Here is a 14,867-nt window from a genome sequence, read left to right on the forward strand (position 1 = left end):
TGCGCCAACAGGGTTTTTTGACGTTTCATCAACAGGAGTAAACGCTGTGATTTCTTCAGTATTGCCAACCTATTCTCGTGCACCTCTTTCGTTTGTAAAAGGCGAAGGCGCTTGGTTGATTGATGAAACGGGCCGACGATTTTTGGATGTGGCTGGTGGCATTGCGGTAAACGTATTGGGCCACGCGCACCCTGCGTTGGTATCTGCGTTGACAGACCAAGCTGGACAATTGTGGCATACATCCAATTTGTACAATATCCCAAATCAACAGGCATTGGCCGATGCGTTGGTTGTACATACCTTTGCTGATACGGTGTTTTTCACCAATTCGGGAACCGAGAGCATGGAATGCGCGGTCAAAATGGCACGCAAATTTCATTATGAAAACGGCGCACCAGAACGCAGCGAAATCATTGCATTCAACGGATCATTTCATGGCCGATCATTGGGCATGATTTCTGCCGCTGGTGCAGAAAAACTGACCAAAGGGTTTGGGCCATTGTTGCCTGGGTTCACACATGTTCCATTCGCCGATCTTGACGCAACCAAGGCTGCGATCAGCGATAAAACAGCCGCGATTTTGATCGAACCTGTTCAGGGCGAGGGCGGTATTGTTCCCGTTCCTGATCCGTTCTTAAAAGCATTGCGCGAGCTATGCGATCAAAACGGTATCTTGTTGATCTTGGATGAAATCCAATGTGGCATGGGGCGTACTGGTAAATTGTTTGCACACGAATGGGCAGGTGTCACACCCGATATTATGGCGATTGCCAAAGGTATCGGTGGTGGCTTTCCGCTTGGCGCGTGTCTGGCAACAGAACGCGCGGCCAGTGGCATGGTGGCGGGTACGCACGGATCCACATATGGCGGTAATCCATTGGCTTGTGCCGTGGGCAAGGCGGTGATGAACATTGTTGCCGATGATACGTTTTTAACGGGTGTTGGCGAAAAGGCAGGGCTGTTTCGCCAAAAGCTAGAAGGTTTGGTCGCAATCCATCCTGATATATTTGAAGAGATACGCGGATCTGGTTTGATGCTGGGCATTAAATGCAAGGTCACAAATATCGATGTGGTGAATGCAGGTTACGACGCGGAAATATTAACCGTGCCAGGTGGGGATAATGTGATCCGCCTGTTGCCGCCATTAAACATCACAAACGAAGAAATCGCGACAGCAGTTGATCGGCTGGATCAGGCCGCAACTGCGTTGGAGGCAAAATTATGAACCATTTTTTAGATATTCACAAAACGGGTGCGGATGATCTGCGTGAAATTTTGGATCAGGCAAATGCGATGAAATCTGCGCGTGCGGGATTGCCAAAGGGCACGCCAGATTCTGAAACCCCGCTGGATGGGCGCATGGTCGCACTGATCTTTGAAAAACCATCTACACGCACACGTGTTTCATTTGATATGGGCGTGCGTCAATTGGGTGGACAATCAATGGTTCTGTCTGGGTCCGAAATGCAATTGGGACATGGTGAAACGATTGCGGATACCGCGCGTGTTTTGTCACGCTATGTCGACATGATCATGATCCGCACATTCGACGAAAGCATTCTGCTGGAATTGGCGGAATACGCCGATGTGCCAGTGATCAACGGCCTGACGGATCGCACGCATCCCTGCCAGATTATGGCCGACATCATGACGTTCGAAGAACATCGCGGCCCGATCAAAGGTAAGAAAGTGGTATATCTAGGTGATGGCAATAATGTCTGTCACAGCTTGCTTCATGCGGCGGGGCAGTTTGAATTTGACGTCACTTTCGCAGGCCCTGCACAGTTGGAACCAGAGGCCGAGATTATTGGATATGCCCGTGGCAAAGGATCCGAAATTTTGATCGAGCGCGACGCGGACAAGGCTGTTGCAGGTGCCGATTTGATCGTCACTGACACATGGTTGTCGATGCACGACAAACAATCCGCACGTGAACGCCGCCATAATATGTTGCGCCCCTATCAGGTGAACAAAGCATTGATGAAAACCGCAGGTGAACAAGCGGTATTCATGCATTGCCTGCCAGCGCACCGTGAAGAAGAAGTGACATCAGAGGTCATGGACGGCCCGCAATCCGTTGTGTTTGACGAGGCAGAAAACCGATTGCACGCACAAAAAGCGGTGATGCGGTTTTGTCTGGGTCTATGACGAATACCGCACTTTTGGTGATCGATGTGCAAATGGCATTTGTGCATCGAGACGCAGCGGGTGCTGTTCGTTCGTGTCCAGAGGCGAGCCAAAACATTGGGATGTTATTAAGCGCTGCGCGGGCGAACGGTTTGCCCGTGATCCACGTGCACCATCATTCATTGGAAGAAAATTCCGCATTTCGCGCAGAGCTGAGCGGATCAGACGTTCAACCATTCGCAGCACCTCAAAATGACGAGGCTGTTTATGTGAAACACGTGAACAGCAGCTTTATCGGGACAAGTTTAGAAACCGATTTGCGCGATGCTGGGATTGAACGATTGATCCTCTGCGGTGGCACGGCCAACCATTGTGTGGAAACCACCACGCGGATGGCAGGGAACCTTGGCTTTGACGCTGTCTATGTTTCCGATGCGGTGTGGGCCTACAATGCGGACGGCATCGATGGTTCTGTAATCCCCGCAGATACGGTTCATGCAGTGAGCATGGCGAATTTACACGGCGAATTTGCAACGGTTATGAATACTGAGACGGTGTTAGAACAGCTTTAACACCGACAGCGGCCTATTCATCACTTGGATGGTTAACCCCATCCATCCATGGCGGGTTTTCGATTTTGGACGGGTCGACCCCATCAATTGCGCCGACATTCACACCATATTCATTCGGATTTGAACGGCGACGGTGGTGCGTATAATTTCCACAAATCGAACAGAAGTAATGTTCCGCGGCATGGGTGTTGAATTGATAAAGAGTCAACTTATCCGCACCTTTAACAATTTCCAATCCATCGGGATAGGCCACCGCCGCGCTCAGCGCGCCACGACGGCGACAAAATGAACAGGTGCAACGATGTGCGGATTTCAACCCGTGTTTAAATTCAACGCGCAGTTCAACCGCGCCACAATGACAGGTTAGTTTTTGTTTCATTTTCGTCTGCGTACCACTGGGATTGTTGTGCTGCGCGTTTCAAATGTGGGTTTGTGTGGCGGATGGTAATCGCTGCGTTTCCAAAACTGTACGCCACCGCGTTTCGCCCATAAGGGCAGTGTCAGAATAACACCTGCGATAAATCCGCCGACATGCGCCCAATATGCAACGCCACCACCCGCAGCAGAACTGGCCACACCGCCAAACAATTGCATCGCCATCCACACGCCCAGTACGATAAATGCAGGCAGGGTAAAGATGCGAAATATCACCACTAGGATGATCAAGATATCGACCTTGGCATTGGGGTATAATAACAAATACGCCCCCATGACGCCCGCAATCGCACCCGATGCACCAACGGTTGGAATGGGGGAATTGGGATCGGATAAAACATGGATTGCGTCCGCCGCGAACCCCGCGGCAAGGTAAAATGCAAGGAATGGGATATGCCCCATTGCATCCTCGACGTTGTCACCAAAAATCCACAAGAACAGCATGTTCCCCGCAATGTGCATAAACCCACCATGCAAAAACATTGATGTCAGGGCAGTGTGATAATCGCTGCCTGATGTAATTTCGGCGGGCACCATCGCCCAGTTATCAAAAAACGTGGACAGCGCGATTTCGTCTCCCAGTAGCGGGACATACATCATGAATACAATAATATTCACCGCCATAAGTCCCCATGTCACATAAGCAGGGTGGCGGGATGGATTGTGATCGCGAATTGGAAACATGGATTAGTCTAACCATTCTATGTTGAAATTGCCGCTTGAAAAGCTTCCGTTATTTTGGCCATGCGCAACCATGTAGCCAATGATCGCTGCCGCCAGCAACCCAAACAGAACCGCGAAAAAGATTTTCCATTTGGAAAATGGGCGTTCACCCTGAACATTGCCCGTGCGTCCGTTCACAACAAAGCGATAGGTTTTACCCTGATATTTATATGCGGCCACCCAAACAGGCAGCAACACATGTTTGAACGTCAGCGTTCCCACATCTGTTGCGATGTGATCAATTTGTTGACGATCCCCGCCGATATCAAACCGCACATCGCGCTCAATCATGCGGTTCATGTAATCGGCGGCCTCGGCATAGCCATCTTCGAGTGTCACGGTGTACGCTTCGGCGCGAAACCCTGCCAGATATTCGGGGCGATAGGGTTGCATGGATGACAGATCCCAAGGCGCCAAACCATCGGTATATTTTTTCGGCAGGCTCTTGGAGGCCAGTACCAATACATCATCGAAAAATCGTGAAACACGCCCACGCACATTCTTCCAACGGATTTTGGCAACCTGACGATTGCGCATCTGACGCCGTCCATTCACCACAACCGAAACACGGCGGGTTTCATAATAAACCGTGCCACGTTGACCAGTATAATCCGATTGTGTTTGCGCATCATATGTCCAATAGGGGACGTAAACCCCTGACATTTTGCGCCCCTTACGGGCATACGCCTTGAGCCCCGATGGCGCAAACCACAAACGCCCCAGCCAATCTGTCATCTGTTTGCGCGCTTCTTTTTCGCTTAGATGAAATGGCAACAGGCCACGCGGTTTGATTTGGCGCTCAACCCCTGTGCCTGTGACAATGGGCGTGGCACAAAACGGGCATTCGGCGGCGTGGGTGTCCGCATCAAATTCGTTATGCGCCCCGCAATTGGTACAGGTAACAGTTTGGATTTCGGCCATGTCAAATTCGGACAGGCCTTCTTTGATTGCGCGGCGAAAATCCAATTCACGAACCGCTTGGCCACGAAACCCAGCACTGTGTTCAATTTGTTGTTGATTGCCGCAATGATCACAGCTTAACAAATCCGTGCCCGGTTCAAACCGTAGATCCGAACCACAGCTTTGGCAGGGAAAACGGTGTTCCTCGGTCATGGAAATTTGTTCAAAGGCGGGTGCCTCGGCCATGTTCTGTGATTAACCCTTTGGTGCGGGGGGCGGCATGATGGTGAAAAGCTGTGCCAATTCATCCAATTCGGCCGCGGTTTTCCAACCATCCAAACCAACAGTCCAGACAAAGGTGTCGCGTTTCAATTTACCCTCTTCGGCCATGCGGCCAAGTTCTGCGCGCGCATATGGCCCCTTGGTTTTACCATTGTCGGCAATGTGCCACACCTTTTCCACAGGCGGTGGTGGGGGGGGCATATAGGCGTTATCAGCGCGTGCACCCCAAGGGCCATGGTTTTGTGCCATTTGTCCCGCCATTGCCATGCCCATGCCCGCACCCATGCCAGCGGCCAAACCGCCGCCGTTTCCAGGTGTGGCCGCACCAGTGGTCAATGCTTCTGCAGTGGAATATTGCGTGAATGTGCGCAGATCACCAACGATGCCCATGGATGTGCGTTTGTCTAATGCAGCCTCGACCGCATCGGGCAGGGAAATGTTTTCGATAAACAGATTTGGCAATTCAATGCCGTATTCGGCAATTTCTGGCGCGATGCGTTGTGCCAGATGTTTGCCCAGCTCTGGCGTATTCGCGGCCATATCAAGCACGGGAATGCCCGAAGTCGCAATCGCAGAGGAAAAACGAGACACGATGATATTGCGGATTTGATAGCTGATTTCATCGGTGGTGAATTCACCATCCGTACCGACGATTTCGGTCAAGAAACGTGCAGGATCAGAAACCTTAACCTCGTATGTCCCATATGCACGTAATCGCACAGGGCCAAATTCGCCGTCGCGACACATCACAGGGTTTTTTGTGCCCCATTTCAGATCGCTAAACCGTGTTGTGTTCACGAAATAGATTTCGGATTTAAATGGGCTTTTGAAACCGTGATCCCAGTAATTCAATGTGGTCAAGATTGGCATATTGTTGGTTTCCAACATATAAAGCCCCGGCGAAAACACATCGGCAATCTGGCCTTCATGCACGAATACGGCCGCTTGGCCTTCGCGCACGGTCAGTTTGGCACCGTATTTGATTTCGTGGCCTTCGCGTTCAAAACGCCAAACCATTGTATCGTCGCTGTCATCCGTCCAATGGATAACGTCAATCAATTCACCCGTGATAAAATCCAGAATACCCATTTCACCGCTCCTTAGTGTCGAAATGCGCGGCATTTAGGGATGCCGCGCGCCTATTTTAGCTGTCCGCAGATGTTGCGATGTTATCGCCAGTGCCAGTTTCCTTGGCCTTCGCCGCGGCCAAAGTCTCTTTCAGCTTGGCTTCCATTTCTTGCAATTCGGTTTCGGCGGTTGCACGGCGTGCTTTGCCTTCGTCGGCGATTTGCAGGCTTTCTTCGATCGTGTCGATCAAATATTGGTTCGCCTTTTTGATGCTTTCGATATCGAATACACCACGTTCCATTTGTTGACGCACTTCGCGGTTTGCGGCTTGTAGGTTCTCCGCGTTGCTTTCCAACAATTCGTTGGTCAAATCGGTGGCTTCTTTCACCACTTCTGCGGCTTCGCGTGAACGATGGATAGTCACGGATTGCGCTAATTGGGTTTCCCACAGTGGAACCGTGTTAACCAATGTTGAATTGATCTTTGTGACCAGCGATTTGTCGTTTTCCTGAACCAAACGAATGGATGGCAAGGATTGCATTGTCACCTGACGGGTCAGTTTCAAATCATGGACACGGCGTTCCAAATCATCACGCGCCGAACGCAGATCGCGCAATTCTTGTGCCTTGATAACACCTTGGTCTTTTTTGGCCTTTTCGACCTGCTTTTCTTTGGCAGGGATGGTTGTGGCGTCTAGATCGGCGATTTTGGTTTCACCTGCGGCGATGTACAAACCAATCTCGTCGTAAAACGCGAGTGTTTTACCGTACAGTTTATCAAGTGATTTAATATCCTTGAGCAATACATGTTCGTGGTTCAGCAATTCATCGGTGATTGTGTCAATTTGCCCTTGCACGGTTTCGTAACGCGCCATGAATTTTGCAACAGGGGCGGTACGCCCGATTAGACGTTCCCACCATGACAATTTGCGATTTGGGTTTAGTTCATCGACTGAAAATCCGCGAATGGACGTCACCATTGATCGCAGGCTTTCACCCGCTGGGCCAACATCCTTGTTGCGTACACCTGCCAACATTTCCTGGCTGATGGCTTGCAATTCCGCTTGTGCGGATGATCCAAATTCGATGATGGATTGCGTGTTGTCCATGTCGATTTCTTTGACACGCGCATCAATCGCGGCCTGTTCATTTGGTTTCATCTCTTCGATCACAACCAATTCGCCCTTTGGCTCTGGCAAAATCACGGCGGTGACTTCTTCCACTTCTTTGAGGGCAGTTTCTGCCTTTACGCGGACATCGGACATATAATCTCTCCTAATCGGTCGGTGTTATGGTTTGGCCTGAAGGCCTTCTTGTTTCAATCGGTCGCGTAAAACCTCGATTTCGACATCAAGGTCTGTGCGGTTATCTAACAGCATGGTTTCACGTTGCGCATCAAAGCTGTGTTCAAGATCGCTGAGCAAATCTTTATAATCTTGGCGCGCGTTTTCATCTTTGGTTTTACTAAAAAAATCGGCAAATTTAACAGTCGCATCACGCGCACCTTTTAAATAGATGCTCATGAATTTTCGCGCCGTTGTCAAATCGCGAGGGTCTTCTTCGACGGTGCGAAACATATCGCGTGCGGCGGATGCCAATGCTTCGACGCGACCTTCGATCTGGCGATCACCAATACGTTTGGATGCAGCGAGTGTTTCAGCAACCAGTTTTTCCGCTTTTTCCACGGCCTTGGCGACGCGCTGTGCGTCAAATTCATTGACACCTTCCATGCCTTTTTTACGCAGGGGATCAATGCCAAAGCTGAACGTGTGTGCCATGCCCGCGATAATTGCAAAAACGGTGGATGCAACAAAACTCTGTTGCCAACCAAAATAGCTGGCAATGCCAACGCCAAAAGCGGTGAGAACGGATGCAAAAATTTTGCGTGGGATCGCGGGGGGACGTGCAATTTTACGTGCGTGATACGCCTGTTCGGCGTCTAACCCATCGCGCAACAACCACGCCGCCAAAATCAAAATCGAAAATGCGCCCAGTTCGGCCAGCATTCCCATTGCATCCCCTGCGCGCAGTTCGCCAATTGCAGCAAATAACAAGGGCAGCGGCGCCAAGAACAAAATCTTGGTACGGATGTTGGATTGATATGTTTTGCGCCCACGAAATTTATTCGTTTGCACTGTAGGGCTATATTTCCCGCCAAATCGTTGCGCCATTACAGACCACCTGCAAATGCGCCAAAGGACACCGTGACGATCACGGCAACAAGGATAATAAAGTTAAACCATTTCAGGCTGGATGCAGACATTCTTTCCTCAATTCGAGAAAACCCCAAGTACAACCAATATATAAAGGAAAACCGCAGATACTAGTCTGCGGTTTTCATTATTTTTACTTATTTTAGTGTTCAGCGCTTGATTTGCGTTCATGCGCCAGCTTTTTCTGATAGCCAGATTGGATGATTTCCACCGCAACCAAAACGATCACAGAGAAGTAGAACGTTGTTTTAGACATCGGTAACAATTCATATCCAAAGATTTTAATTTGCAGCCCATCATCATGCATTGCATGTGCGGCGGCGGGGCCTGCTTCGCCCAACAGAACAACACCAACGATCAACAGAATGAACAGGCCTAAAACCTCGTACATGCGGTTTTTCTTTAAAAACTCGGTCACGCCATCGGCCAAGATCAACATCGCAGCACCCGAGGCCAAAATCGCAATGGCAAGCACAGGGAACACATCGGTAATGGCAAGGGCAGACAGGATTGAATCAAAGCTGAAAATCAAGTTCATCATTACGATCAACATGATCACTTGCCCGGCAGATTTACCGCCTTTATTCTCGACATCATGATCAAGCTGTTCAATCGTTAGCATATGCGTGATTTCTTTGAACGCGGTGTACATAATGAACACCCCACCTATCAGGAACACGATGGTGGCAAAGTTTATGCCCCCTTCCAGTACACCTGGAATGTCGAACACATAAAGCGGTGCTTTTAGCATTTCGATCAATTGGATCATGACGAACAGCAAAACAACACGCAGGACAACGGCAATGATAATGCCCCAGAACCGAACTTGTTTTTGCATTTCTTTGGGTGCGCGTTGCGATTCAATTGAAATATATAACAAGTTGTCAAAGCCAAGCACGGCTTGCAAAAAGATCAATACGGCCAAATTGCCGAGGTTTTCGATGGTTAATAAATCTGCCATTTGGGGATTCTCCGCCTAAATTACTCATTTCCATCAGAAATAGGGGCTGTGAATCATCCCTGCAAGCAACTTTTGGCCAATCGACCTGCGCGCGTCCCAGCAAGTATTTTGAAAAAATCACTTTTTGGGTTAAGTTACGCTACGTCGCGATGTCTGCTGTGACTTTGTCAAATTTTAGAACCTCACCCCCGAGGGTGCATGGCAGAGGCGCGCGTGGCACGGAATTTCGCCGTGTTTCTGTTCAAGATTAAGGGACTAATCTAATGGCAAAGGGAAAAGTGAAGTGGTTTAATGCCGCAAAGGGTTATGGATTTATTCAACCCGAAGACGGCGACAAGGATATTTTTGTTCATGTATCCGCGTTGCAAGAAGCTGGGATTGAATCGCTTCAGGATGATCAACCTATTGAATATGAATTGATTGATGGGCGCGATGGGCGTCAGATGGCGGGCCATCTGAAACCCAGTTAATTAACGCCGTTTTTTATTTGGCTTTTTGTTGCCTGCATCGCTGCGGGGCGAATTTCGTGTGCCGCGCGATTTGTTTGGGCGTGGCTTTAACGTGCGTTTTGGCTTGTCGTTTTCATCCACCGCGTCAAATAAATCAGCACCCTCTGGGCCAAGCTGTTCTTTGAACACGCGGGTTGGAATGCTGCGCACTTCACCCGGTTCCATATCGCCCAATTGAAATGGGCCGTAACTGATACGGATCAGGCGGTTCACTTTCATGCCAACATGTTCCATGGCGCGGCGTACCTCGCGGTATTTACCTTCGCGCAGGCCAACAGTGAGCCACGCATTTGCACCTTGTTGACGATCCAAAACCACTTCCATTGGTGCGAAAACTTCGCGATCGATCACAACACCTTGGCGTAATGGTTCGAACGTTTCATCCGTAGGGCGGCCATTCACACGCACGCGGTATCGGCGCAACCAACCCGTGGCGGGCAATTCCAATTTGCGTTTGATACCACCATCATTGGTTAACAATAACAATCCTTCGGAATTGATATCCAAACGCCCCACGCTCATGGTGCGCGGCATGTCTTCAGGCAGATCATCAAAAATGGTTTTGCGCCCTTTTTCATCACGTTCTGTGCTGACCAAACCAAGCGGTTTGTAATAGCGCCAAAACCGCGGGGGCTGTTTTGTTGGGGCGGGTTTGTTGTCGACAATGATATTATCGGCATCCGTTACCTTGACCGCGGGTGTTTTCAACACCTCGCCATTTAATGTGATCCGACCCGCTTCAATCATACGTTCGATTTCGCGGCGCGATGCAACGCCCGCGCGGGCAAGGAATTTGGCAATACGTTCTGGTTCTTGGCTCATATGCCCCCTATGGGCCAAACGCTTGGGTCTTGCAAGTTATGTTCGTTTTGGCGCAAGACAATTCTATGACACAATTTAACAGCTTTATGGATATAGCATTGGAACAGGCCGCCGCCGCCGCCGATCGTGGCGAAGTGCCCGTTGGGGCGGTGATCGTGCGAAATGGTGATGTGATCGCATCGACTGGGAATCGGACGCGCGAATTGAATGATCCCACAGCACATGCTGAAATCTTGGCCATTCGCGCAGCCTGTGATGCATTGGGTGCGGAAAGGTTAACCGATGCCGACCTATACGTCACGCTGGAACCATGCCCGATGTGTGCTGCCGCCATTTCAAATGCACGCCTCGCGCGTCTTTATTATGGGGCAAGTGATCCAAAATCGGGTGGGGTGGAACAAGGACCACGCATTTTCCAGCACGCCCAATGCCATCATGCACCAGAGGTTTACGATGGTATCAACGCCAAGCGGGCAGAGCGTTTGTTAACAGATTTTTTTGCAAAACTGCGTGAATAGCGAGCAGGGTGCATTGTCGCCTTGCGAAACTGCGCCTTGCCCGATAAATATCGCCCAAACAGATGACCATCGAACGGAACAGCACATGTCGATCGACAAAGAAACAGCACGCCGCGCAGCATATTTGGCGCGGATCGAAGTAAAAGACGAAGATTTAGAAGCCTTGGCAGGGGAACTGTCTGGTATTTTGGATTTTATGGAACAGCTGTCTGAGGTTGATGTCGAAGGTGTGGAACCGTTGACATCCGTGACCCCAATGAACCTGCCGATGCGCAAGGACGAGGTGACAGATGGTTATCAACAAGACAAGATTTTGGCCAATGCGCCTGATGCGCGCGAAGGTTTCTTTGCCGTGCCAAAAGTGGTGGAATAGATTATGAGCGAATTATCAAAACTAACCATATCGGGTGCTCGCGCAAAGCTCCGTGCCAAAGAAATTACAGCTGTTGAATTAACGCAAAGCTGTCTGGATGCGGCGGCGGGTGCGGATGCGTTGAACGCATATTGTGCACATACCCCTGAAATCGCCACAGAACAGGCCAAGGCGGCGGATGCACGCATCGGCGCAGGCGATGCGCCTGATATGTGTGGTATTCCGCTTGGTATCAAAGATTTGTTTTGCACCAAAGGTGTGAAATCACAGGCGGCATCAAATATCCTTGATGGGTTTAAACCCGAATATGAAAGCACGATCACTACCAAACTGTGGGATTCTGGTGCGGTTATGTTGGGCAAATTGAACATGGATGAATTCGCGATGGGTTCGTCCAATGAAACATCTGCCTATGGCCCTGCAATCAATCCATGGCGTCGTGAAGGCTCGGATGCAAAATTGACACCGGGTGGTTCATCTGGTGGGTCGGCGGCGGCGGTTGCTGCGGATTTGTGTTTGGCGGCAACGGGTACGGATACGGGTGGTTCCATTCGCCAGCCTGCGGCATTTGTTGGGATTACTGGTGTGAAACCAACATACGGGCGTTGTTCGCGTTGGGGTGTGATCGCATTTGCATCATCGCTGGATCAAGCGGGCCCAATGACCAAAGACGTGCGCGATGCCGCGATCATGTTGGAAGCCATGGCTGGGTATGATGCCAAAGATTCCACATCTGCAAACCTGCCTGTGCCAAATTTTGAATCGATGCTGACGGGTGATATCAAAGGCAAGAAAATCGGTATTCCAAATGAATATCGCATTGATGGCATGCCCGCCGAAATTGAAAAACTGTGGGCCGATGGTGCGGATATGTTGCGCGATGCGGGTGCTGAAATCGTGGATGTTTCACTGCCTCATACCAAATACGCATTGCCTGCATATTATGTTTTGGCACCAGCCGAAGCATCATCAAACCTCGCCCGTTACGACGGTGTGCGGTATGGCAAACGCGCGACGTTGCAATCTGGCGAAGGCATCAATGAAATGTACGAACGCACTCGCGCCGAAGGTTTTGGTGACGAAGTCAAGCGCCGTGTGATGATTGGCGCATATGTATTATCCGCAGGATTTTATGATGCCTATTATCGCCGTGCACAGCGTGTACGCACATTGATCAAGAAAGATTTCGACGATGTATATGCATCGGGTGTGGATGCGATTTTAACACCTGCAACACCATCCGCTGCGTTTGGCATTGGTGAAATGAAAAACGCAGACCCGATTAAAATGTATCTCAACGATGTATTCACCGTGACGGTCAACATGGCTGGTTTACCTGGCGTGGCGATCCCAACGGGCATGGATGCCAATGGGTTGCCATTGGGGCTACAGTTGATTGGACGCCCTTGGGAAGAGGGTGATATGCTAAATATCGCTTATCGCTTGGAACAATCCGCAGGTTTTGTTTCCAAACCAAATAAATGGTGGTAAGTTTTTGTTAAGGGCATAGAATGCCTAAAAATTGTAAGAGGCAAATATGCGTTTAATTTTGGGTATGACGATTACTGCGGGTTTGTTGGCGGCGTGTTCACCACCACCGCCAACGCCGGATGATTATTTTGAATCTGTAACGCCACAGTCGCCCGCGCTATCCATCGAAGAACAACGTTTGCAACGCGCTGAACAGGCACAAGCCCAGCGTGAATTGGCGGCTGAAAACACATTGGCGACCGCACCAAGCAATGACGCTTCGGTTGATAATCTGTTGGAACAGGCCGAAAATGAATTGAACGCAACGGATACACCCGCGCCTCTGCCAGAAACAGATCGTTCAACGATTTCCAATTCCCAAGATTTCGAGGCGGTGACACAACGTGAGACCATCGAAACGGACGCTGCGAAATTGGATGAATTGAAACGCACATACACCGTGTTTGACGCCAAAGAATTGCCGCAAAAACAAGGGGGCACAGATTTGGCTAGCTATGCCCAAGATAACAAAGATCGCACCGTTGGTCGTTCGCGTTATCGTCGTAACAAAAAAGATTACACCGCAAATAACTGTACAAATTATACTGATCGCGATTTGGCGCAGGTGACATTTTTATTGCAGGGTGGCCCACGCAAGGATCCATTGAAACTGGATGCCGATGGTGATGGTTTTGCCTGTTCATGGACACCTTATGGTTATTTCAATTCGCGTAGTGCATCCGCACAGTAAGCGTTGAATGGTTGATATTCACCACGTGAAATCCCAAAATTGCGGCCCGCGTAAACACGGGCTGCACCCCGACATGGTGGTGCTGCATTACACCGCGATGGAAACCGCAGACGCAGCAATTGAACGGCTGTGTGATCCTTCTGTCGAAGTTTCCGCGCATTATGTCATTGCCGAAGACGGCGTGATCACCCAATTGGTTGATGAATCCATGCGGGCTTGGCATGCGGGCGCTGGGCGCTGGGGTAATGTGGTTGATGTCAATTCCCACAGCATCGGCATTGAAATCGCCAACAAAGGCCCAGAAAGCGATGCACCCGATTTTCCTGATACACAAATGATTGCACTGCAAGGATTGCTTGCGGGTATTCGTGATCGCAACAATATACCCGCTGCCCGTGTGATTGGCCATTCGGACATGGCGCCAGGGCGCAAATTTGACCCAGGTCCCAATTTTGATTGGCAACGCCTTGCCCACAAGAGGCTATCCATTTGGCCAAGCCCCGATTTTTTGGCCGTGCCGGATTGGGATCGGTTCAGCATGGCCGCGACGGCCTTTGGTTATCGTGCGCCCAATGATGATTTGACGGCATGGAAAACCGTGCTGGATGCGTTTCGTTTGCGGTTTAACCCATCCGCGGTTGGAAAACTGACAGGCGCAGATGTTGCAATCATCGAAACACTGGCACGCGATTACCCCTGCGCGGATGTTGACCTTGGGCAAACTTGTGCGTAATGCGCAATTGCGGATGGCTGGATGGCTGCACGTTTACGTGAGGAAAGTCCGGACACCACAAGGCAACGGCGGCGGGTAACGCCCGCCTGGGGTAACCCAAGGGAAAGCGCCACAGAGAACAGACAGCCCGCGTTTACGCAGGTCAAGGTGAAACGGTGGAGTAAGAGCCCACCGCGGTGGTGGTAACATCACTGGCAAGGCAAGCCCCGCCTGGTGCAAAACCAAATAGGGATCGCGTGACCGCTTGCGGTCGGGGTTGCTTTGGCCCCAGCAGATCCGGGTTGGTTGCAAGAGCCTGTTGGCAACAGCAGGCCCAGATGAATGGTCATCAACGGGCGCAAGCCCTGAACAAAATCCGGCTTACAGGCCATCCGCAAAATATCTGTGTTCAACCCTAGATTTTTAAAATTT

The 14,867-nt window shown here is 50.3% G+C and carries 17 protein-coding genes and 1 other RNA gene; 10 read left to right on the plus strand and 8 right to left on the minus strand.

What is annotated here, in order from left to right:
* The first annotated feature begins 46 nt into the window (after nucleotides 1–46).
* The 3 genes from IE094_RS08915 to IE094_RS08925 are packed head-to-tail and all read left to right on the plus strand — an operon-like array spanning nucleotide 47 to nucleotide 2,699.
* Nucleotides 47–1,225: an aspartate aminotransferase family protein gene (locus IE094_RS08915; protein WP_189640354.1), complete on the plus strand. Its 1,179-nt coding sequence runs from the start codon at nucleotides 47–49 to the stop codon at nucleotides 1,223–1,225.
* Nucleotides 1,222–2,148 carry an ornithine carbamoyltransferase gene (argF, locus tag IE094_RS08920; RefSeq protein WP_189640355.1) on the plus strand — a complete coding sequence of 309 codons (927 nt, stop codon included), beginning with the start codon at nucleotides 1,222–1,224 and terminating at the stop codon, nucleotides 2,146–2,148. The genes IE094_RS08915 and argF overlap by 4 nt, the downstream gene beginning before the upstream one ends.
* A complete protein-coding gene (locus IE094_RS08925; RefSeq protein WP_189640356.1) occupies nucleotides 2,145–2,699 on the plus strand; it encodes a cysteine hydrolase family protein in 555 nt (184 codons plus the stop codon). Before argF ends, IE094_RS08925 begins: the two co-directional genes overlap by 4 nt.
* Before the next feature lie 13 nt (nucleotides 2,700–2,712).
* Here IE094_RS08925 and IE094_RS08930 read toward each other — a convergent pair whose 3' ends face one another.
* The 7 genes from IE094_RS08930 to IE094_RS08960 form a co-directional block, all read right to left on the minus strand.
* Nucleotides 2,713–3,078, minus strand: a complete 366-nt coding sequence (locus IE094_RS08930) for a GFA family protein (RefSeq protein ID WP_189640357.1) — start codon at nucleotides 3,076–3,078, stop codon at nucleotides 2,713–2,715.
* Entirely contained in the window at nucleotides 3,075–3,818 is a 744-nt protein-coding gene (locus tag IE094_RS08935; protein ID WP_189640358.1) for a rhomboid family intramembrane serine protease, read from the minus strand. Before IE094_RS08935 ends, IE094_RS08930 begins: the two co-directional genes overlap by 4 nt.
* A gap of 3 nt (nucleotides 3,819–3,821) precedes the next feature.
* Nucleotides 3,822–5,003: a TFIIB-type zinc ribbon-containing protein gene (locus IE094_RS08940; RefSeq protein WP_229802198.1), complete on the minus strand. Its 1,182-nt coding sequence runs from the start codon at nucleotides 5,001–5,003 to the stop codon at nucleotides 3,822–3,824.
* A 9-nt stretch (nucleotides 5,004–5,012) separates the two neighbouring features.
* A complete protein-coding gene (locus IE094_RS08945) occupies nucleotides 5,013–6,128 on the minus strand; it encodes an SPFH domain-containing protein (RefSeq protein WP_189640359.1) in 1,116 nt (371 codons plus the stop codon).
* A gap of 55 nt (nucleotides 6,129–6,183) precedes the next feature.
* Nucleotides 6,184–7,371 (minus strand): toxic anion resistance protein, encoded by a 1,188-nt coding sequence (locus tag IE094_RS08950; RefSeq protein WP_189640360.1) that lies wholly within the window; start codon nucleotides 7,369–7,371, stop codon nucleotides 6,184–6,186.
* A 24-nt stretch (nucleotides 7,372–7,395) separates the two neighbouring features.
* The gene (locus tag IE094_RS08955; protein WP_189640361.1) at nucleotides 7,396–8,277 is read right to left on the minus strand and encodes a 5-bromo-4-chloroindolyl phosphate hydrolysis family protein; all 882 of its coding nucleotides are present in this window, start codon (nucleotides 8,275–8,277) and stop codon (nucleotides 7,396–7,398) included.
* A gap of 184 nt (nucleotides 8,278–8,461) precedes the next feature.
* Nucleotides 8,462–9,280 (minus strand): TerC family protein, encoded by an 819-nt coding sequence (locus IE094_RS08960; RefSeq protein ID WP_189640362.1) that lies wholly within the window; start codon nucleotides 9,278–9,280, stop codon nucleotides 8,462–8,464.
* Nucleotides 9,281–9,543: 263 nt separating this feature from the next.
* Here IE094_RS08960 and IE094_RS08965 point away from each other — a divergent pair, with 263 nt between their 5' ends.
* Nucleotides 9,544–9,750, plus strand: a complete 207-nt coding sequence (locus IE094_RS08965) for a cold-shock protein (RefSeq protein WP_099592480.1) — start codon at nucleotides 9,544–9,546, stop codon at nucleotides 9,748–9,750.
* On the opposite strand, the gene IE094_RS08970 is transcribed toward IE094_RS08965, so the two are convergent.
* The gene (locus IE094_RS08970; protein WP_189640363.1) at nucleotides 9,751–10,611 is read right to left on the minus strand and encodes a pseudouridine synthase; all 861 of its coding nucleotides are present in this window, start codon (nucleotides 10,609–10,611) and stop codon (nucleotides 9,751–9,753) included. It lies immediately after the preceding gene.
* Between the two features lie 65 nt (nucleotides 10,612–10,676).
* Here IE094_RS08970 and IE094_RS08975 point away from each other — a divergent pair, with 65 nt between their 5' ends.
* The 6 genes from IE094_RS08975 to rnpB all read left to right on the plus strand — a co-directional run bounded on the left by IE094_RS08975 (nucleotide 10,677) and on the right by rnpB (nucleotide 14,835).
* The gene (locus IE094_RS08975; protein WP_189640364.1) at nucleotides 10,677–11,129 is read left to right on the plus strand and encodes a nucleoside deaminase; all 453 of its coding nucleotides are present in this window, start codon (nucleotides 10,677–10,679) and stop codon (nucleotides 11,127–11,129) included.
* A gap of 85 nt (nucleotides 11,130–11,214) precedes the next feature.
* A complete protein-coding gene (gene gatC / locus IE094_RS08980) occupies nucleotides 11,215–11,502 on the plus strand; it encodes an Asp-tRNA(Asn)/Glu-tRNA(Gln) amidotransferase subunit GatC (protein WP_189640365.1) in 288 nt (95 codons plus the stop codon).
* Between the two features lie 3 nt (nucleotides 11,503–11,505).
* Nucleotides 11,506–12,993 carry an Asp-tRNA(Asn)/Glu-tRNA(Gln) amidotransferase subunit GatA gene (gene gatA / locus IE094_RS08985; RefSeq protein ID WP_189640366.1) on the plus strand — a complete coding sequence of 496 codons (1,488 nt, stop codon included), beginning with the start codon at nucleotides 11,506–11,508 and terminating at the stop codon, nucleotides 12,991–12,993.
* A 64-nt stretch (nucleotides 12,994–13,057) separates the two neighbouring features.
* Nucleotides 13,058–13,723, plus strand: coding sequence for a hypothetical protein (locus IE094_RS08990; RefSeq protein WP_229802199.1), 666 nt, complete (start codon nucleotides 13,058–13,060; stop codon nucleotides 13,721–13,723).
* A gap of 7 nt (nucleotides 13,724–13,730) precedes the next feature.
* A complete protein-coding gene (locus tag IE094_RS08995; RefSeq protein WP_229802200.1) occupies nucleotides 13,731–14,456 on the plus strand; it encodes an N-acetylmuramoyl-L-alanine amidase in 726 nt (241 codons plus the stop codon).
* 9 nt (nucleotides 14,457–14,465) lie between these two features.
* Nucleotides 14,466–14,835, plus strand: an RNA gene (gene rnpB / locus IE094_RS09000) — RNase P RNA component class A.
* Nucleotides 14,836–14,867: the final 32 nt, after the last annotated feature.

The organism is Paramylibacter ulvae (assembly GCF_014652655.1).
In the GTDB taxonomy this organism is placed as follows: Bacteria; Pseudomonadota; Alphaproteobacteria; order Rhodobacterales; family Rhodobacteraceae; genus Amylibacter; species Amylibacter ulvae.